The 17,310-nt window shown below is 53.7% G+C and carries 20 protein-coding genes; 9 read left to right on the top strand and 11 right to left on the bottom strand.

The window, feature by feature from the left end; genetic code table 11:
• Nucleotide 1: 1 nt before the first annotated feature.
• Nucleotides 2-2,089: a polysaccharide deacetylase family protein gene (locus IE065_RS10100; RefSeq protein WP_189514620.1), complete on the bottom strand. Its 2,088-nt coding sequence runs from the start codon at nucleotides 2,087-2,089 to the stop codon at nucleotides 2-4.
• 265 nt (nucleotides 2,090-2,354) lie between these two features.
• Between IE065_RS10100 and IE065_RS10095 the strand changes: the two genes are divergently transcribed.
• From IE065_RS10095 to rpe, 3 genes are all read left to right on the top strand, one after another.
• Nucleotides 2,355-2,978: a DUF445 domain-containing protein gene (locus IE065_RS10095; RefSeq protein WP_189514618.1), complete on the top strand. Its 624-nt coding sequence runs from the start codon at nucleotides 2,355-2,357 to the stop codon at nucleotides 2,976-2,978.
• A gap of 262 nt (nucleotides 2,979-3,240) precedes the next feature.
• Nucleotides 3,241-3,654, top strand: coding sequence for a YybH family protein (locus IE065_RS10090; protein ID WP_200163404.1), 414 nt, complete (start codon nucleotides 3,241-3,243; stop codon nucleotides 3,652-3,654).
• A 25-nt stretch (nucleotides 3,655-3,679) separates the two neighbouring features.
• Nucleotides 3,680-4,330 (top strand): ribulose-phosphate 3-epimerase, encoded by a 651-nt coding sequence (gene rpe / locus IE065_RS10085; RefSeq protein ID WP_189514614.1) that lies wholly within the window; start codon nucleotides 3,680-3,682, stop codon nucleotides 4,328-4,330.
• 31 nt (nucleotides 4,331-4,361) lie between these two features.
• On the opposite strand, the gene recR is transcribed toward rpe, so the two are convergent.
• From recR to IE065_RS10050, 7 genes are all read right to left on the bottom strand, one after another.
• Nucleotides 4,362-4,958 (bottom strand): recombination mediator RecR, encoded by a 597-nt coding sequence (gene recR / locus IE065_RS10080; RefSeq protein ID WP_189514612.1) that lies wholly within the window; start codon nucleotides 4,956-4,958, stop codon nucleotides 4,362-4,364.
• 31 nt (nucleotides 4,959-4,989) lie between these two features.
• The gene (locus tag IE065_RS10075; protein WP_189514610.1) at nucleotides 4,990-5,298 is read right to left on the bottom strand and encodes a YbaB/EbfC family nucleoid-associated protein; all 309 of its coding nucleotides are present in this window, start codon (nucleotides 5,296-5,298) and stop codon (nucleotides 4,990-4,992) included.
• A gap of 43 nt (nucleotides 5,299-5,341) precedes the next feature.
• Nucleotides 5,342-6,250, bottom strand: a complete 909-nt coding sequence (locus IE065_RS10070) for an NAD-dependent epimerase/dehydratase family protein (protein WP_189514609.1) — start codon at nucleotides 6,248-6,250, stop codon at nucleotides 5,342-5,344.
• 37 nt (nucleotides 6,251-6,287) lie between these two features.
• Nucleotides 6,288-7,436 (bottom strand): bacteriorhodopsin, encoded by a 1,149-nt coding sequence (locus IE065_RS10065; RefSeq protein ID WP_189514607.1) that lies wholly within the window; start codon nucleotides 7,434-7,436, stop codon nucleotides 6,288-6,290.
• Nucleotides 7,437-7,531: 95 nt separating this feature from the next.
• Nucleotides 7,532-8,227 (bottom strand): lysophospholipid acyltransferase family protein, encoded by a 696-nt coding sequence (locus tag IE065_RS10060; RefSeq protein WP_189514605.1) that lies wholly within the window; start codon nucleotides 8,225-8,227, stop codon nucleotides 7,532-7,534.
• 63 nt (nucleotides 8,228-8,290) lie between these two features.
• Complete coding sequence (locus IE065_RS10055; RefSeq protein ID WP_189514603.1) at nucleotides 8,291-8,710, bottom strand: secondary thiamine-phosphate synthase enzyme YjbQ; 420 nt, start codon at nucleotides 8,708-8,710, stop codon at nucleotides 8,291-8,293.
• Nucleotides 8,711-8,716: 6 nt separating this feature from the next.
• Nucleotides 8,717-9,529: an SDR family NAD(P)-dependent oxidoreductase gene (locus tag IE065_RS10050; protein ID WP_189514601.1), complete on the bottom strand. Its 813-nt coding sequence runs from the start codon at nucleotides 9,527-9,529 to the stop codon at nucleotides 8,717-8,719.
• Nucleotides 9,530-9,651: 122 nt separating this feature from the next.
• Here IE065_RS10050 and hpf point away from each other — a divergent pair, with 122 nt between their 5' ends.
• The 3 genes from hpf to IE065_RS10035 all read left to right on the top strand — a co-directional run bounded on the left by hpf (nucleotide 9,652) and on the right by IE065_RS10035 (nucleotide 11,706).
• Nucleotides 9,652-10,023 carry a ribosome hibernation-promoting factor, HPF/YfiA family gene (gene hpf / locus IE065_RS10045; RefSeq protein WP_189514599.1) on the top strand — a complete coding sequence of 124 codons (372 nt, stop codon included), beginning with the start codon at nucleotides 9,652-9,654 and terminating at the stop codon, nucleotides 10,021-10,023.
• 71 nt (nucleotides 10,024-10,094) lie between these two features.
• Complete coding sequence (locus IE065_RS10040; protein ID WP_189514597.1) at nucleotides 10,095-10,586, top strand: HAD family hydrolase; 492 nt, start codon at nucleotides 10,095-10,097, stop codon at nucleotides 10,584-10,586.
• 553 nt (nucleotides 10,587-11,139) lie between these two features.
• The gene (locus tag IE065_RS10035) at nucleotides 11,140-11,706 is read left to right on the top strand and encodes a hypothetical protein (RefSeq protein ID WP_189514595.1); all 567 of its coding nucleotides are present in this window, start codon (nucleotides 11,140-11,142) and stop codon (nucleotides 11,704-11,706) included.
• Here IE065_RS10035 and IE065_RS10030 read toward each other — a convergent pair.
• Nucleotides 11,697-12,179 carry an SRPBCC family protein gene (locus IE065_RS10030; protein WP_189514593.1) on the bottom strand — a complete coding sequence of 161 codons (483 nt, stop codon included), beginning with the start codon at nucleotides 12,177-12,179 and terminating at the stop codon, nucleotides 11,697-11,699. The genes IE065_RS10035 and IE065_RS10030 overlap by 10 nt on opposite strands.
• A gap of 100 nt (nucleotides 12,180-12,279) precedes the next feature.
• Between IE065_RS10030 and IE065_RS10025 the strand changes: the two genes are divergently transcribed.
• Together IE065_RS10025 and IE065_RS10020 are read left to right on the top strand one after the other, a co-directional pair.
• Nucleotides 12,280-12,801, top strand: a complete 522-nt coding sequence (locus IE065_RS10025; protein WP_189514591.1) for a cytochrome C — start codon at nucleotides 12,280-12,282, stop codon at nucleotides 12,799-12,801.
• Between the two features lie 56 nt (nucleotides 12,802-12,857).
• Nucleotides 12,858-14,351: a carboxypeptidase M32 gene (locus tag IE065_RS10020; RefSeq protein ID WP_189514588.1), complete on the top strand. Its 1,494-nt coding sequence runs from the start codon at nucleotides 12,858-12,860 to the stop codon at nucleotides 14,349-14,351.
• 85 nt (nucleotides 14,352-14,436) lie between these two features.
• Here IE065_RS10020 and IE065_RS10015 read toward each other — a convergent pair whose 3' ends face one another.
• Entirely contained in the window at nucleotides 14,437-15,246 is an 810-nt protein-coding gene (locus IE065_RS10015) for a helix-turn-helix transcriptional regulator (RefSeq protein ID WP_189514586.1), read from the bottom strand.
• 64 nt (nucleotides 15,247-15,310) lie between these two features.
• Here IE065_RS10015 and IE065_RS10010 point away from each other — a divergent pair, with 64 nt between their 5' ends.
• The gene (locus IE065_RS10010) at nucleotides 15,311-16,735 is read left to right on the top strand and encodes a family 4 glycosyl hydrolase (RefSeq protein WP_189514584.1); all 1,425 of its coding nucleotides are present in this window, start codon (nucleotides 15,311-15,313) and stop codon (nucleotides 16,733-16,735) included.
• A gap of 292 nt (nucleotides 16,736-17,027) precedes the next feature.
• On the opposite strand, the gene rpmF is transcribed toward IE065_RS10010, so the two are convergent.
• Entirely contained in the window at nucleotides 17,028-17,207 is a 180-nt protein-coding gene (gene rpmF, locus IE065_RS10005; RefSeq protein WP_189514582.1) for a 50S ribosomal protein L32, read from the bottom strand.
• Nucleotides 17,208-17,310 lie beyond the last annotated feature (103 nt).

The raw sequence follows: 17,310 nt of genomic DNA, 5'->3' as shown, positions 1-17,310 counted from the left end.
GTTAAGCGAGGTAAACGCGTTCCAAGGCTGATGTGCTCACATTACCTTTTTCATCAACTGCGGTAATGAAGTAGCGACAATCGCCCGCGCCAATTGGCAAGTTGAAGACCACATAATCCGCCGTACGGGCGGGACCGGTCTGCGAGGGATACGGTGTCTGCGAAACGGGCTTGAGGACTTTTTTGCCCTTCTTTGTGCGCAAAGTAAGCGTGACCTCCTTGAGGCCTGAAATGTCATAAACAAACGTCTGGACTGTCGCCTCACGTGGGGCGTCCTTGAGGCAATGATTGCCCCAGGTCTTGCCACCCGGATTTTCCGGTGTCACCCAAGGCGCAAAAATCGTTGGCCCGGTCTTATCATGTTGCCATACCAAATCCAAATCACCGCCGATGAGATGTAGCGCCTTGTTGGCGGCATTAGTCACCTGCTGATCCCAATTTTGCTGTCCCGTCCAATACCAATAGCAACTGGTTTCGGCGGTCAGCATGAGGCGTTGAGCGTCACCAAGTTTTACGTTGTCCGATTGAAAGTCTTCCAGCGAATGTACGCAGTTTTGCAGAGCGGTGAGCACGGCCCAGCTGTTAAGGTCGGGCGAGTAAGCCTGATCGTAACGGCTGAACCATTTCATGAACTGCGGGTCGCCATTGTCGGCCCCAGCCCAACTACCAGGCTCGACGTGAACCGCGTGCTTCGGGTCCGGTGGAAACTGCTCCAGATAATCTTTAACTGTGCACAATTCAAAGCGTGGATCACTCTGGAGCCACTCAACCATCTGCCGCGTGTTGTGGTCGTAATAGCCATCCGTGCCGCCGCCATAGTTGTCTCCATCGCTATGCAGCAGGAAGAACGGCGGATGCTTGGCGTCATACGTGCCGGTTTCAATCATCTGATCATGAATCTGGCCGAGGATCGACGGGTATTGCAACGCGCCAAAACCGCCACGCGCATCTTCGTTGCCGATATAGCGTTCAGCTGGTACGCCGATGATCTTGTGTTCCTTGCCTTCTGGATCCGTATAGACAATCCACTCAGGGCGCAGCATGGATGGGCTGATTTTACTTGCGGCCCAAATGTTATGCAGTTGTAGCCAATCATCGGCTGGTGCGTTGACTTGCTCGGATCGATTCGGCGGGAGCATGCCCTCCTCAAAGCCTGCGTAAGGGTACTCCTTGCAAGCGCGGAAGCGGTGAATGCTGTCGTAAATGACCGCCTGTATGCCGGCCTCGTTCAGCGCCGGAATCATGCGCACGTGGAACGCAGTTTCAGGCGGGAAAAGGACGTCGCTGGCTGGTGCGCCGAACGTGCTCTCAATAATCCCGCGATGCCACTCAATGTGTTTGACGATATTGCGCCCAGGGATGAGGGCCATCAGTGGATGGAAAAAACCAAAGGCAGAAAAATCGCAACGCGGGTTGCCGAGCGTCGTCTTTTCCTGCGCCGCCCAGCGAAGTTGGTCTGCCCATCCGGGGAAGCCGCCCTTGCCATTCATCTGCTCGATCAGAGAACCGCTCCAACTGGTTGACAAGCCAGCGTGCGGCAGGCCACCGTTTACGTAGTGCCGAATCGCCGTCGGAATAAAGCTGGAGTATGCGCCGCGGCGCGTGCCAAATATTTCGCCCTTCTCGCCATCCCAATAATCAGGGTTTGCGGCGTCATAGTAGGGCTGGTGCATGTGCTTGTGGATGCCGTAGTAAATTTTGACCGCCGATGAATTACCCTTGAATACGTGAAGGCGCGGGGCGGCCTTTACCTCGAAGCTCCCAAAAGCCTTTACCCAATCGTCACCATTGGCTTTGCGCCAGTTGGTCTTGCGGCAACCTTCAAATTGAACTTCGTAACGGCCAATGCCGAGCTTGCCGGCAGGTATCTCAATCGAATAGACGCCATTAACGTCGTCGCGGTCCAGTTCCTCTCCGCTGAAAACGATCGGGCCAGACGGGCCGCGAACGATGATTTGCGGAAACGGCGTCGAGCCATCTGCCGTAAAGGATAACATCGCGGCCGGGCTTCGCCGGGTCTCCGCGTCAGCCATCAACTCGCTTGGTATGCTGGTAGCGGTGATCGAATTAAAGATTTTTAGCGTGCTCATGAATCGTAACTTAGGTGCCCAATAACTTAACGCCAATACGCGCGAGAGGAAGCCCCGAGTTCACGTAATCCACGAATGACTCACATTTGTTTCATAAACAAAATTCATCCGACAATCAGACTTCAAAGATGCTTAGAAAAAAATCCCGCATACAATTAGATTTCTTAATTGCCGAACCAGCATTGACACGAAAATGGTCATTAGGCGGAACACGATTTTCGTTGTGAGTCAGCCGACACTGTATGCAATAGTGAGCCTTTGTCCAATGACTCCTGACACCGTAGATGCATTGATTCGCCTAGCGTGGATCCCCTTCGTAACCGCCTTCATCGGTTGGATCACCAACTGGCTGGCCATCCAAATGCTGTTCCGGCCACGGCAGCCGCTAAATTTCCTAGGCATAAAGTTCCAAGGCCTAATTCCACGCCGCCAAGTGGAAATCGCTGATCGCGTGGCTGAGGTCGTCGAACAGGAATTTCTCAGCCAGCATTTAATCCGCGAACAGCTCGCGCATCTGGACGTGCACAGCTACGTCGATGAATTTGTCCGCCGATTAGTCCGCGAGCGCTTGGGCGTAAAACTACGTGGCATTCCACTGGTAGGCAGCATGATCAACGACTCCACCCTGAGCATGCTCGAAAAAATGGCGCTGGACTCTATCCACGAGGAAATCGAACCTCTGCGCAATCGCATCGCGACCGACCTCGAAACGAGATTGCAAGTCCGTGACATCGTGCGCGACCGCATCCTCACTTTTGAAATGGAAAAGCTGGAGGAGCTCGTGCGCCGAATTGCCTCCAATGAATTCAAGCTGATCGAAATACTCGGCGGCGTATTGGGCTTCATCGTGGGCCTCGTCCAAGTGGGCATCCTGCTGCTAATCGGGTAGCTTCATGCGGATCAGCACGAGGCTGTTGGTTAGCATTTTGGGACCTACGTCTCTCAACGCTAAAAAAGGCCGCCGAGAACTACAGGATCAATGACCGAGACATTACATTAATTCGAATGCATTTTCTAATTGTTTTTATTAAATTTTGCTGTTTACGCTTTTCCCGAAATCATTTTAAATAGTGGCATATCCACCAACTAATATGAAAATACTACTCCTCACTTCCATCGTTTTACTCACACTTACCCAAAGTGCTTCTGCTATGAATACTGAAGAAAATTCAATTCTCGCCGCCAACGATCAATTTTACGCCGCACTCAATGCCATGTTTAAGGGCGAGGTCGAGCCGATGAATACCGTCTGGTCGCACGCAGATGACGCTACCTACATGGGACCCGATGGCGTTTACGTGGTCGGCTGGAAAGGAATCGGCGCAGAATGGAAAAAGCAGGCCGACTACAAACTTGGCGGCACAGTAGAGCCCGCCGACATCCATACCATCCCCGGCCATATGCTCGCCGTCGTGCAAAACTACGAAATTGGCCAAAACCTCGACAAGGATGGCAACAAGCTGGAAGTCAAAATCCGCGCCACAAACGTCTTCCGCAAAGAGAAGGGCGAATGGAAAATGATTTCGCACCATGTCGACTTGCTTCCTTTTTTGATGGAGAAATAATCGCTTTGTCGTACAAAGCTATTTCATGAAACGACTGATTGCGCCATCCATCCTTGCCGGAAATCACGCATGCCTCGCCGACAGCCTAGCCGTCGTAGAGGCCACACCCGGCGTAGAATGGGTGCATATTGATATCATGGACGGGCATTTCGTGCCCAACCTGACCTTTGGCCCGCAAACAGTAAAGGACCTGCGCCCCGGCAGTCAGTTATTCTTCGACGTCCACCTAATGCTCGCTCGACCCGACCAATATATCGAGCCCTTCATCCAGGCTGGCGCGCAGAACGTGACGATCCACACCGAGCCATCGTATGACCACCACGCCACCTTGGCGCGCATCCGTGAACTCGGCGCAACGTGCGGCATCTGCATCAATCCCGGCACACCAGTCAACGATCTGCTCCCCTACCTCGACGAGGTGGATTTGATTTTACTGATGACTGTCCAGCCCGGCTTCGGCGGCCAATCTTTCCGCGAAGATGTACTCCCCAAGATCGAGACCGTCGCCAAGTGGCGTGCTGAGCGCGGCTACTCATGGCGTATCGAAGTCGACGGCGGCGTGGATGCCATCACTGGCCCACAATGTCGGGCTGCGGGTGCCGATACGTATGTTTCCGGTTCCGCCTTCTTTAAAAACCCAGATAAGGCAGCCTTCGTCGCCGAACTGCAGGACTAATCCGCTAACTGGCGATTGCGCCTATGGCCGACTAAAATTTCTTCCGTCCTTCGAGAGCGTTCCTCAAGGTGGCGGCGTCGGCAAAGACAATCCCCCCACCGCTAGGCAGGCCGAAACCAATACGACTGATCGAGATATCATCGCGCCCAGCGAGCAATTCGTCCTGAATGTAATGGCAAGTCGCCTCGCCCTCGATGTCATTGGATAGGGCCAAAATCAGCTCATTGACTTCGCCATTTTCAATGCGGGTGGCCAACGGCATGAAGTTCAGGTCATTGGGCCCGACGCCATGCAGGGGCGAAAGCTTGCCATGCAGGACATGATAAACGCCGCGATACGCACCGGAACGCTCGATCGCCATCAGATCGGGCACTGTTTCCACCACGCAAACAATCTCCTTACGGCGAGCAATATCGGCATAGATTTCGCAAAATTCACCCTCGGTCAGATTGCCGGTCACTGGGCAGCGGTGCAGTTTTTCAGCCGCCTCCCGAAGCGCAGAGCAAAGCGGCTCTAGGCGCTCAGGTTTTTCGACAATAAGGTGCATCGCCACACGCTCAGCTGAGCGGTGGCCGAGGCCTGGTAGTTGCTTGAGCAACTGATGGACTTTGTCAAAGGCCGGCGACACGGGTAACAGTGTTGGCGCGCGGCACGGCGCGTTACATCATCCCCGGGAACTGAAAGCCCGAGGTTGCGTCGCCCATCTTTTCCTCATTAAAGGCCTTTGCCTTGACGGCGGCCTCCTTAACGGCTTCGAGCAGGGTGTCCTGCACAAACTCCGCATCCTCCTTGAGGAATTCAGGGTCAAGCTTGAGGGAGAGAAACTCGCCCTGTCCGTTGATCTTGATTTGGATCGCTCCGCCACCGCTGGATATATCCAGCTCAGTTGCAGCGAGTTCTTCCTGCAGCGTCTCAATACGACGCTGCATTTTCTGTGCTTGTTTTAAAAGTTTACCGACTCCGGCCATGACAATAGCGTCTGCGTTCAACGCGACGAGTCAAGCGCAGATACTAAATCAGTGCAGCGTAACCTGCGCGATAATCCGTGTAGATCGGTGCCCAACCAAGCTCACTGCGGAGGCGTTCATTGGACACGCGGCGATGCGGCAGACTGCCAGTGGCATTTGTTCGCGCAGCGCCACGGCGAGTGGCAGCATTCGGATCAAAGACCGGCTTCTCCGCGCTCACTTGCTCAGCAAGCCATTCGACAACCTCGCGCTTCGTCGGGTAGGCTCCATCAACCACGTTGAAAACGCCGCCAGATGAATCCGCCGACGCAAACGCCGCCAAAATAGCCGCCACGATGTCTTCGCAGTGAATGTAATTGAGAATGAAGTCGCCCGACCCAGCAAAAGTTGTTTCCCCACGCTTGAGGGCATCAAGCAGATGGTGACGAGTTGGCCCGTAAATCGCGCCCAATCGAAGAATAAATGCCCGATCCCAGCACCCAGTTGCACTCTGAGCCAGTTGCTCCGATTCACGCAATAAGCCACCAGAGGCAGACAGCTCCGCAGGCACATCGATTTCGGTAACCAACTCACCATCGCTTTGTGGATAAACGCTTGTTGCGCTGGTGTAGACGAACGTCCCCACGGTGGCTCGTCTAGCCCAAGTGATGATAGACTCCATGCCGCCAAGGTAAGACTTACGGTAGCCATCCATCCCATTGCCAGCAGAGCTAACGCAGTTCAGCACGAAGTCCTGCCGAAGATCGACTTGATCGTGCCAATCAGAGGCGTCCAAGTCGCACTGAACAACTTTTTCCGCGAATGCAGAGGCTTCCTGAGCGCGTTCGGAATTGCGGGTAAGTGTCGTTACACGGGCACCAACCGAGGCCAGAGCTTGGCCAACAGCATTTCCCACGTATCCACTGCCCAAAATCAGCACTGGGCGGTCTGCGAAATTATACGTTGTCGTCATTCCCTCCTACGCGAATGCAATGCGTAGAAGGAGGCAACTAATTATTCGTGAAGTTCTTTGGGCGTTTAAAGGCGGGCTTGGCTTTACCGTCGTCAACATCGCTACTACCGCTAGCAGAAGAATCCTTACCATCAAGCCCTCTCGACACTTTAGCGGTCACGGCAGGCGCACCAGCAGGAACACGATCAGTAAACGGTGAAGCCGAAGCGCGCTTGGCCTTGCCAAAGGACGGTTTGAAAAGAATGCGGTCGGTGCGGGTAGAAACACTTTCCCACAAACCGAAGGTGATGCCCGAAAGCAGCACCAGATCCACGAGGTTCAACGCCAGACTAAAGAGCGTTATGCTATTCGTCAGGTGCGACAGCAGATTAATCACTGGATACAAAAACCAGCCGCCAATAATAACGAATACGATAACCGACACGCCCTGCTTAAGCTTACCTTGAAGTGCACTCGCCCCCCTACCTAAAGTGTAGAACAAGAGCAGCGTAAGGCTCCCAGAGAAAAGGAACGGGAAAACGGATAATCCGAGTTGCTCAAGGCGTCCGGAAACCAAATTTGACAGGCCGATAAAGAGGAAAATCCCCGAGCCTAGCCCAAACATAGTCAGGTAAAGTTTCTTATCCTGAGCCGGCACCTTGATGACACGCGAAAGAATGTAGAAGAGGACTGGCGCAAAGACTGCCCAACAGAAGCCACGCATTGCAAGCGTGGGTTGCCCCGTTTCTCCGCGAAGGAAGCTCGCATAGGTCTTACTATAGATAAAAAACATGAACGCGATCGCGATCAACAGGCCGCCGTAGGTCGCCATGGAGACGAAGCGCACTTTTTTCTTATCTTTAAAGGCTTTGCCAAAGAGAAACAGGCCCATGCAACCCCAGATAACCGCGTCGCCCAAAAAGGAATAATACGTCGCATACTCCGTTGCGGTAGCCGTGACCTGTGCCGGAGGCGTTGTCTCCTCAACCGTGACTGCAGCGACTGGTTCTTCCTTCTTTTCTGCAACAGGCTTGGAAGCAACCGTCTTCGTGTCCGCCTTTTCGTTAGTCTTGGCGACAGGGGCCACTGGCTTGATGGGCGTCTTGACAACAGGCTTTGCAGGGGGGGGCGTTGGCGCAGCAGCCACTGGGCTTTCTGCCTTAGCTAGAGGTGGAAGTTTTTCTACGAGAGTTGATTTTTCAGCCATTGGTTCTATACGAGTTCAACTCTGGATCATCGTTAGATCATCAGAAAAGGTAAAGCACAAACCTCACCAACTGACAGGCCATGTCCCTACATATATTATGCCCCACCTCGTAGGGTATTTATCCCTTTCGATATGTAAATAATTTGTTTGTCATTTTTAACACTTAATCGCGTTTCCAATGCCATTTTCGTCGCATTGAGTGCATTGGCTAGCTGCGCAGTGGTGCGCCCCCCCCCCGGAGAGAGCGGCTCGCCAATTTCGATTTCCGCCTCGGGCAATTCGTGTTTGCCCAAATGAAGACGTCGCCACACCGGTAATGCAGTCACTCCAGGAGCCTTGCGCAAAATGATCTCCAAGCCTTCTTGTAGGGGCACATCCTCCCAATCTGGCACTAATCGCCCTTGCGGGTAGAGGATCAGGCATCGCCGGGTGGATGGCTCTTGGAGCAGGCGCACCGCGTGCAGGAGACCAGCCCCACGACCACGGGCGGAGTCTAAATCAACCCCGAACACCCCGCATTTTTGGAAAAATGAAAATTGCGCCAAGTTCTTGGCCTCCATCATCAGTCGGTTATCCATGCCGAAATGGCGCGTCAGCGAGAAGTCGAGCAAGCCGTCCCACCAGCTCTGATGATTGCCAAAGAACACCAACGGATACGGGGCCTCTGAGGCCAGCCAATCCTGCCACCCCGCAAAACCGCCCACCCGCACGGAATAGAAACGCTGACGGTATTTCCAACGCAAATACGCCGCCAGTAAGGCCGACCGCCAAGCGCTTTTGGATTCCGTCATCACCATGTATTCAAGATGAGCGCTCCAGCCGCCGAAGCAAGGCTCTCTCTCGAAGAAATGAGCCTACTCGCCGTTGAACGAGAGTACGATGCGACGGGTGTGCGGGGCGTCCCGGTGCTCCCAGAGATAGACCCCTTGCCAGGTGCCTAGACAGACACGCCTGGCCACGAAGGGGATCACCTCCGAAGTACGGGTCAACGCCATTTTGATGTGGCTGGTCATGTCGTCCGGCCCCTCCATCGTGTGACGGTAGTTCGGGTCGTCCTCGGGGACGAGCTTGTCCATAAAGTAATGCAGATCCGCCCGCGCGGTCGGGTCTGCATTCTCCATGATAACAAGGCTACAGCTCGTGTGCTGGCAAAAAACCGTGACCGTGCCGGCCTTTAGACCGGAATCCGTGAGCGCCGATTTAATTTGCCCAGTAATTTCGTAGGTTCCGCGCCCGTGGGTCGTAATCGAGAGCGTCTGGGTATAATTGGCCATTATCGCCTATTTCCTGTCCGGATGGCGAATTTTACGCATCAGCTTGCCCGCCTCGTTGGTGAGGAACGTCCGCGGCAGGTGCTGGGAGAAAAAGCACATCAGCTTATTCATAAAGCCGCAGATATCGTGTTTTTTCTGCTTCGCAATGGCCTCAAGACAAGTATCGATGACCTGTTCGGTTTTGACCACGCCGGGCGGTTTGCCCGTAAATCCAGCTGCTTCAAAGAAACCAGTGTCAGTAGGACCAGGGCAAATAACGATCGTATTCACTTTAGTTCCCTTCAGGTCATTACCCAGCGCGAGGCTCCAATTAAACACAAACGACTTCGTGGCACCGTATACGGATAACACAGGCGTCGGCTGGAAGGAGGCCGTCGAAGAAATCGTCATCACCGTGCCGCCGCGCTCAAGCAACTGAGGCAACACAATACCGGTCAATTGGACAACGGCACGGACATTCAAGTCGATCACGGCGAGCTGCTTATCCAATTCGATATCTTGGCTAAATCCGTAAGCCCCTACCCCCGAATTGTTTACAAGAAGCACTTCTCCAGCGCCGCCGTTTAATTTGAGCCAATTAATGACTTTGGTGCCAACATCTGCCACAGCCGAGGCCTGCGAAAGATCACCGGCAATGTGCGTGAGCACGCCATCGGGTAAATTAAATTGAGGTTCCGACCGAGAAATGTTGCATATCTTCGCAGACGGGTTTAACTTTGAAATTGCAGCGATGAGACCGCGTCCAATTCCAGAAGAACCGCCCGTTACAATAACGGCGGTATATTTTTGTACGGCACGGGATAAGCTATCGTTGTTCATGCATGGAACCTTGCGTTCTCGGAAGCGTCTAAGAAATAAGACGCGTCCTAATTAGCGTGATCTAAAACTGAGTTGCTCCTTTATTGGAGCGAAAACCAAAGAACCACAAACGGAAAATGCCAATGAATACCAAAGAAGTCATCATAAGCGGCGTTCACCTCGATCTTACGGACTCGCTCAAGCGAATGGTCCGGGAGAAAGCGGAAAAACTATTTAACCATGAAGAACGTATTATCCGACTTCGAGTGGAGCTCGAGACCAATAGTAGTCACAAGGGCAGCCAAGATGAATTCATTGCGAAAGGACACATAGACATTAACGGCCCGTCGATGGTCGTCTCTGATAAGAGTGACGATCTCTACAAGTCAATCGACGGTATGATTAACAAACTCGACCGCAAACTGCGCCGCCGCGCTCGCCTCATCAAGGTGAAACGCAAGCACACGCACGAGGTCGACATCCCCGCCGATCTTCCCAAGGTGGAAGTCGCCTAGCCTGCGCAATCATTCCTACTATTGCTTGGCCCGCCGTTTTATTCGGCGGGCCTTTTCTCTCTATGGATGCAATGAGCAACAACATTAGGCATATTATCTTCGATTGGGGAGACACGCTCATGAAGGATGATGCATCCAGAAACCAAGCGATGTATTTGTGGCCTGAAGTATGTGCAGTAGATGGAGCCGAAACCGCATTAAAGGAATTGTCTGATCACTACATTCTTTCCGTCGCAACAAATGCTACCGAGTCAGATGCAGAGATGGTCATGAAGGCTCTGAACCGCGTAAATCTTGGAAATTACATATCAAGCATTTTCACCGGTAAGACCATCGGCATGAAAAAGAGCGAAATTGAGTTTTGGAAATTCATCGAATCAGACCTTCAAGAGGCACCAGACAATATCCTGGTCATTGGAGATTCATTTGAAAGCGATGTAGCCACTTCAACATCTGCGGGATTCCAAGCATTTTGGTTCAATCCTCACTCACAAGAAAAGCGAAGCGGTGAAAGGTATCAAACGATTCACCACCTGAGCGAAATAAAACCAAAAATAGAATAAATCATTGGAGAAAATTCCTAGATTGTGTTCAAAAAAAGGGCATGTCCACCTTTGACGATATGCAACAAAATGAGAGTCCTATCTAGGTTTCTAACGACAATTGGACTTCTCCTACTCACGGGGTGTTCTCACACGGAGAGCGTGGGGCCAATTGAGACCGGCCAAACATACGCTATTACAGGCCCAGGCGGCTATTGGAACCTAAACGTTGATGGCTCAATAGTAAAACTAGATGGACCCATATCGGTGAGAATTCTGGAATTACATTTACCAGCCTGGGCGAAAGTCGAGCTAATGGGAGTCAGCCACGCACCGTTTTGGATTAACTTGCAAAACACCGCTTCGATAATAGAAATAAATCATACGGAAGAGCCTAACCAAGCACTCTTGGAAGTGCCTCCTAATGCTACGATTACAGTTGATGAGCGAAAAGTTTCAATACAGTAGAATCACGCTCACGCAGCATAATCCAATCTCAGCCACAAACCGAACAAATCTGTGGTCACAAACGCTAAGGCCCCGCCATACTTTTTACATTCGACCAGAATAATGTATGAAAGAAATTCGATTCAGTTTATTTCAAAGTATTAAGCAATCTGAGCAGAAGTTTGATTACTTTATCGCAGGTCTAGTCGGAACCACGTTTGCATATTCGGTTCAGCAATTTGAATGGAGGGGAGTTAATTGCGGGCTGGGATTGCTTGAGCCTGTTGCATTGTGCCTGCTACTTCTATGCCTTTGGTTTTCGATGAAGAAGATAGAGAAGGCGATTGCACTGGCTGATCTAAATCATGAAATCCTAGAGCACAAAGAGAATGCTGATATGTACCATCGCATGCAAAATGAGAAAGAAACGATGAATATCGATACCGGAGAGCTACTGACCCGAACAGACTTAAAAGACCGCATGCGCGAATCTCAACAAAAGGTCGTTCAGAAGCGCGCTGAAGGCGATCGCGCAGCGGCACCGATCAGGCGCTATGAAAAGCTGAGAACTGCTTTTCTAGTTCTGGCATTTGTAGCTCTTCTCGTCTCTAAGTTCCAACCTAAAAGCGAGAAAGAGTCCAACCAGTCGGCATATGACAATGACTTACCTGCTTCGCACTCCAGTCATGCATAGCCTCCACGTTGGCCGGAACGCATCCCCGCCTGGGCAATCGCCGCATCTCGCAAACCTTCCAATGGGCCGTCGCCCATTTTTCGGCCAAAACGGTTGAGGAAATACATTAATGCCTGCGCCCAACGAGGGATGCTGGAATGCGTCACGTCGAGCACTTGCTCAACACGCGTAGTTTGACCATTTTTGCGCGGCAGCAGGTGGTAAGTCTCGTCGACATAGCCCTTCATCTCCCGCGGGCGGTGCCGGATGGTTATCCGCTGGCAAGGCTCCAGCGCCAAGACCTCGCAGTCGCTCACGCCTTCCTTGGTGAGCTTGAACGTGGCGGAGAAAGTATCGCCGACCTGTAATTCTCGCCCCAAACTCGGGCAGGAGACGCATTTCGGGTTCCACAGCTCCATATATTCCGCATAACGCAGCATCTCCCAGACTTTGTCTGGCGGCAGCGATATATCGATGCGGGAGCGTAAGATCATGTAGAGCGAGCGATTCAGCTTGTATCAACCGCGATCGTAGCCTTGCTGATTCGTTTCCCACTCGCAACAGCGAAGGCAAATTTGCTAAGAAAACCTCACCATGCCATTTTACGAGTTCTATTGTCCCAAAAATAACACCGTTTACACCTTTTACGCACGTAGTCTCAAACATGCTGGCAAGACCCCGCGCTGCCCGGACAATCCAAAGTTTCCCCTCCAAAAGCAGGTCTCCCAGTTTTCATTCGTTAAGGCATTTGGTATCGAAGGAGACCCCGCGCTCGACGACTCCAAATACGATGACCCGCGCTACGAACAGGCCATCAATGAGCTCGAACGTGAATTCCAGGGCATGGACGAAAATAACCTCGATTCACGCGAGCTCGGTAGCCTCATGCGCCGTGTCGGAGAGATCACTGGCAGTTCCCTCCCCCCCGCCATGCAGGAAATGGCCCGCCGCCTTGAGCTCGGCGAAGACGCTGAAAAACTAGAGGATGAATATGGCGACGATCTTGCAATGGACCCTATGGCTGCCGCAGAAGGCTCTCGCAAAAAACTTTTTCGCCGCTTTAAAGGCCCACACAAAGATCCCCAAGTTTACGAAATCGAGGAGTATGTAGATTAGCGCGGAATAAGCCAGACCGCCACTCATTCTGACTCAAGACAAACGTCATAGGACCCATGGACACTTTTAACCGACTCACCGCCGCCCTCAAACGCATCGGCCTGCTAGATTCCGTCTCCGCCGTGCTGGGATGGGATGAGCAAGTCAATCTCCCCCCTAGCTCTGCCTCGCTTCGCGCCCAGCAAAATGCTGCCGTGGCCGAAGTCGTCCACCACGCCTTTACCCGCCCTGAAATCGGAGAGTGGATCACCGAGCTCGAATCGACCGAACTCAGCGCGGACGCCGCTTGCATCGTCCGGGAATCCCGCCGTGAGTACGATCGCGCCGTCAAGCTTCCCGCAGACTTTGTTCGCCGCAAAACGGAAGCCGCCAGCGAGGGCTATCACGCTTGGACTGAAGCTCGCAAAAAGAGCGATTTTTCCGCCTTTTCGCCCATGCTCCAGAGGCAGATTACCCTCGCCCACGAGGAAGCAGGCTATCTTGGTTGTAGCGAGAACGTCTACGATTATTGGATCGACCGCTTCGACCCAGGCATGTCAGCGGGCGTCTTTGCTTCCCTGTTTGACGAGTTGCGCGACCCATTGCGTGACTTGTCCGAGGCCGTTCTCACCGCGCCACGCAAGGCCGACATTTCCATTTTCAAGGGCTTCCCCGTTGACGCGCAGGAGTCGTTTCTCCGCGAAGTGCTAACCCGCATTGGCTTCGATTTCAACTACGGCCGGCTGGATGTTGCGGTGCACCCCTTCTGCGGTGGTAATGGCTGGGACACCCGCCTGACGACCCGTTTTGCGCCAGACAACCCCCTCGATTCACTCTTCAGCGCGATTCACGAAGCTGGCCATGGCATGTATGAGCAAGGCCTCCGCATTGGTAATCGCAAAAGCTTCGGACTCCCACTGGCCAACTCCGTTGGCATGGGCGTCCATGAATCGCAGAGCCGTCTCTGGGAAAACCAAGTTGCCCGCAGCGAAGCCTTTTGGGCCTTTTATGAGCCACGCTACCGGGACGCTTTCCCGACTCAGCTCAAGGGCGTTTCCTCGGCAGACCTGCGCCTCGCGATCAACGCCGTGCAACGCCAACCCATCCGTGTCGACGCCGACGAGGTAACCTACAACCTCCATGTCATTCTCCGCTTTCAGATCGAGCGCGCGCTGTTCTCGGGTGAGCTCGATGTCGCGGGCGTGCCTGCGGCCTGGAACGAACTGAGCAAAGAACTTCTCGGCCTCACACCAGAGTCGTTTGCGATGGGCTGTCTGCAAGATGTCCACTGGTCCGAAGGCTTCTTCGGCTACTTCCCAAGCTACTCCTTGGGCAATGTCCTCGCCGCACAACTCTGGTCCGCCGCAAACACCGCCCTGCCCAAGCTGCAAGACGAGATCGCCTGCGGCAACTTCAGCAGCCTGCTTGGCTGGCTCCAGAAAAACGTCCACCGCCACGGCAAACGTTTTGGCACCCGCGAACTAGTTCGCCAAGCCACGGGCGAAGAAATCTCCCCTGCCCCGCTGATCAACTACCTCCGCGAACGCTATAGCGTGTTGTATGGGGTTTGAGGTTAAAGGTTAAAGAAAAATCCCGTGTAAAGGTCGCGCAGGCGCGGGGACGCGCCTGCACTACCTTGGACAACGCCCCAACGCCTTAGCTTCGCCGCAAGGCACGGGGACTCATGCCAGTAGCATCGCGAACGGCACGGGCAAAGTAATTCGGGTCAGTAAAGCCAGCAGTTAACGCGATTTCCTGGATCGGCGTTACGGTTTCCCGCAGGAGATTCAGTCCGCGCTGAAGGCGTAGATTTTGCAAGTAAGACGAGGGGTTCAGCCCGTGCGCCGCAGCAAATTGGCGGAATAATGTGCTCCGGTGAATTGCCAACTCATCGGAGAGCGCGGCGACCCCGAATTGCGGGTCCATAAAATGCTTATCAATAATTGCCTTGGCCCGACTCGCGATCGAGTCAGCAGGTGGATGCGTCACCTGGACTGAGGCCTCCGCAAGGATTTGATGCCCGATATTGGCAGCGTGAATTTCCCCTTGAACCGTCGAGCGATGAAGCGCCTCGGCAATTTCCAGAAACAACGCCTCTGGGCAAGCGCCAGCACGGCAGGTGCGCTCATGGAGGCCAAAGCCATTGATCCATTCCTCAGCGGAGGCGTGATCAAAGGTCACCCAGCAATAACGCCAACTTTCCGTAAGCACACGCAGCCAATGGTGGTCACCTGGGCGATAGAGGAAAATCCACTCAGGCTCAAGGGTCACCCAATCCTCCCCAGTGTAGAATTCCCCCCGACCAGAGATACCCCAAAACAGCTCGACAAACCACTTCTGCCGGGGCTCCTCGACCCAATCCCGATCCAGCTCATAACGGCCAACCGAACGCACGCGCAGGGGGAGCACTGGCGCGGCAGGCGTCGCCGAACGGTAAACCACCAAACGTTTCTGCTCTCGCAACATAAATGCTAGATTAGCGACAACTTTCCTATCAGCAACGACAAACATTGGCGCTATCTTTATTGGAATGAGCAACTTGAAACCTACAATTGTTATTATCGGTGCGGGCAGTCTGTTTTTCGGACAGAAGGCAATCTGGTCCATGAACCACCTCGGTGGCCTCAAGGGCGGCCACTTGGTCTTGGTTGATACCGACCCGGACAACCTCGACCGCATGGTGCGCTTGGCCAAGCTCGCCGCCGAAACCTCGGGCTCTGGCTCGACCGTAACGGGCACTGCCGATTACCGCGAAGCACTCCCAGGCGCAGACTATGTCGTCCTCAGCTTTTCCGACCGCAACGCGCATTTCCGCAAAATTGATTGCGAGATTTCGGCCAAGTACGGCATCCGCATGTGCTCGGGTGACACCATTGGGCCCGGCGGTGTTTTCCGCGCCATGCGCGAGTTTCCTGCGATTCTCGAAATCGCCCATGCCGTCGAGGAGCTTTGCCCGAACGCTTGGCTGATCAACTACATCAACCCGTCCGCCGTGATGGGCATCGGCCTCATGCGCCACTCCAAGGCCAAAAGTTTTGCGCTCTGCGACACGCACCACCTGCCGCACAAGAAACTTGGCTACATGGAAATGATAGGCATTGATAAATCCAAAGAAGCCGATTTCGACATGCGCATTGCCGGCGTGAACCACTTCACCTGGATGCTCAGCGCAACCTACCAAGACCGCGACGTATTACCCGACATCCACAGCGCTTTTCACACCCTGGCTAAAGACGAAAAAGACGAGGGCTACGCCAAGAGCCGTTTCAATAACTACATCACTGCCCATCTGGCCGATGTCTTTGGAGCTGTGCCAACCTGCACCGGCCACACCAAGGAATACGTGCCGTATTATCAGGGCCGCAGCGCAATCCAAGAGGCGATTCCGCCGCTGTCGGTATTCGACTGTGATGAACGTGCCGAAAAAACCGCGGAAATGTGGAGCACCATCGACGCCTACCTTGCTGGAGAAAAGCCGATGACCGAGTTCCACGAAAAACTCGGAGCCGACCATGCCACGGACATCATCAACACCATGGTCGTGGAAGACGGGCGCAATTATTTCATCAATCTGCCCAACTTCAACCGCGACACCAACGTTCGCCCAGTCGGTAATTTACCCGACGACGCCTTCCTCGAACTGGAATGCACGCTCGACAGCAATGGCCCACGTCCCCTCCCAGTTGGCGAGTTCCCGATGGGTCTCCGTGCCCAACAAATGCTCATCCTCGACGTGCACGAACTCACGATCGAAGCCATCATGAAGCGCGACAAAAACCTGCTGGTCCGCGCCCTCGCAATGGATCCGCTCGTCAACTCAATCGCCACGGCCAAGGTCGTCATCGACGAACTATTCATCGCGCAAGCCGAGCTGTTCGGCGATTGGGACAACAGCGAAGAATCCACGCCCACACCTGAGCTCGCCGCCGCAAGCGCTGGGCCCCAGCTATATTAAACAAGCACGCACCCGCGTGTGCCGTCGGCGAAGTATTCCGCATCAACCGACGACTGACTTAAAACGAACTGCCCGATGCCACCCATCGGGCAGTTTCATTGTACTGGCAGCACACCCCGTCGCTACTCAATCCGTCATTTCAAGGTAGCACTGCCCCACGGAGCACCCCCATGTCCCACGGAACAAACCCATGCCTAGCAATGGCGCAGATACTCCGCGCGACCTTAGGCGTGGGCATAAAAAAAACCCGGCCAATAATAGCCGGGTCAGAGAAACAGGTCGTGTAACTGGCTTACAGTTCGACTTCAAGCACTTGGCGACCGCGATACATCCCATTGGTTGGGTTGACGTGGTGCGGGCGGAAGGCTGTGCCGTCCGTGCTGTCCTTGGCGAGCAAAGGTGCCTTGAAACGGTTCGCGCCACGGCGAAGGCGGCTGCGCTGCTTGGATTGCTTACGTTTGGGTTGGGCCATGACTAAAGGTGTTTGGTGGTTCCGACATTTGGAAAAAGGGAGAAAATGGACGCCCACGCGATGTGCGTCAAGGGTATTTATTGGGAAATATTGATCCTCGCAA

Origin of the sequence: Cerasicoccus arenae (assembly GCF_014651635.1) — a bacterium.
Classification (GTDB): domain Bacteria; phylum Verrucomicrobiota; class Verrucomicrobiia; order Opitutales; family Cerasicoccaceae; genus Cerasicoccus; species Cerasicoccus arenae.
Note: the sequence above shows the minus strand (reverse complement) of the source record. Positions and strands in the feature narration are given on the sequence as shown.

Excerpts from the sequence above, each read along its gene's own strand:
- IE065_RS10100 (WP_189514620.1), bottom strand. The coding sequence starts at position 2,089 with ATGAGCACGCTAAAAATCTTTAATTCGATCACCGCTACCAGCATACCA.
- IE065_RS10040 (WP_189514597.1), top strand. The coding sequence starts at position 10,095 with ATGAGCAACAACATTAGGCATATTATCTTCGATTGGGGAGACACGCTC.
- IE065_RS10030 (WP_189514593.1), bottom strand. The coding sequence starts at position 12,179 with ATGATCTTACGCTCCCGCATCGATATATCGCTGCCGCCAGACAAAGTC.
- rpe (WP_189514614.1), top strand. The coding sequence starts at position 3,680 with ATGAAACGACTGATTGCGCCATCCATCCTTGCCGGAAATCACGCATGC.
- IE065_RS10055 (WP_189514603.1), bottom strand. The coding sequence starts at position 8,710 with ATGGCCAATTATACCCAGACGCTCTCGATTACGACCCACGGGCGCGGA.
- hpf (WP_189514599.1), top strand. The coding sequence starts at position 9,652 with ATGAATACCAAAGAAGTCATCATAAGCGGCGTTCACCTCGATCTTACG.
- IE065_RS10035 (WP_189514595.1), top strand. The coding sequence starts at position 11,140 with ATGAAAGAAATTCGATTCAGTTTATTTCAAAGTATTAAGCAATCTGAG.
- IE065_RS10070 (WP_189514609.1), bottom strand. The coding sequence starts at position 6,250 with ATGACGACAACGTATAATTTCGCAGACCGCCCAGTGCTGATTTTGGGC.
- IE065_RS10010 (WP_189514584.1), top strand. The coding sequence starts at position 15,311 with ATGAGCAACTTGAAACCTACAATTGTTATTATCGGTGCGGGCAGTCTG.
- IE065_RS10065 (WP_189514607.1), bottom strand. The coding sequence starts at position 7,436 with ATGGCTGAAAAATCAACTCTCGTAGAAAAACTTCCACCTCTAGCTAAG.
- IE065_RS10060 (WP_189514605.1), bottom strand. The coding sequence starts at position 8,227 with ATGACGGAATCCAAAAGCGCTTGGCGGTCGGCCTTACTGGCGGCGTAT.
- IE065_RS10090 (WP_200163404.1), top strand. The coding sequence starts at position 3,241 with ATGAATACTGAAGAAAATTCAATTCTCGCCGCCAACGATCAATTTTAC.
- IE065_RS10075 (WP_189514610.1), bottom strand. The coding sequence starts at position 5,298 with ATGGCCGGAGTCGGTAAACTTTTAAAACAAGCACAGAAAATGCAGCGT.
- IE065_RS10020 (WP_189514588.1), top strand. The coding sequence starts at position 12,858 with ATGGACACTTTTAACCGACTCACCGCCGCCCTCAAACGCATCGGCCTG.
- IE065_RS10015 (WP_189514586.1), bottom strand. The coding sequence starts at position 15,246 with ATGTTGCGAGAGCAGAAACGTTTGGTGGTTTACCGTTCGGCGACGCCT.
- IE065_RS10095 (WP_189514618.1), top strand. The coding sequence starts at position 2,355 with ATGACTCCTGACACCGTAGATGCATTGATTCGCCTAGCGTGGATCCCC.
- rpmF (WP_189514582.1), bottom strand. The coding sequence starts at position 17,207 with ATGGCCCAACCCAAACGTAAGCAATCCAAGCAGCGCAGCCGCCTTCGC.
- IE065_RS10050 (WP_189514601.1), bottom strand. The coding sequence starts at position 9,529 with ATGAACAACGATAGCTTATCCCGTGCCGTACAAAAATATACCGCCGTT.
- IE065_RS10025 (WP_189514591.1), top strand. The coding sequence starts at position 12,280 with ATGCCATTTTACGAGTTCTATTGTCCCAAAAATAACACCGTTTACACC.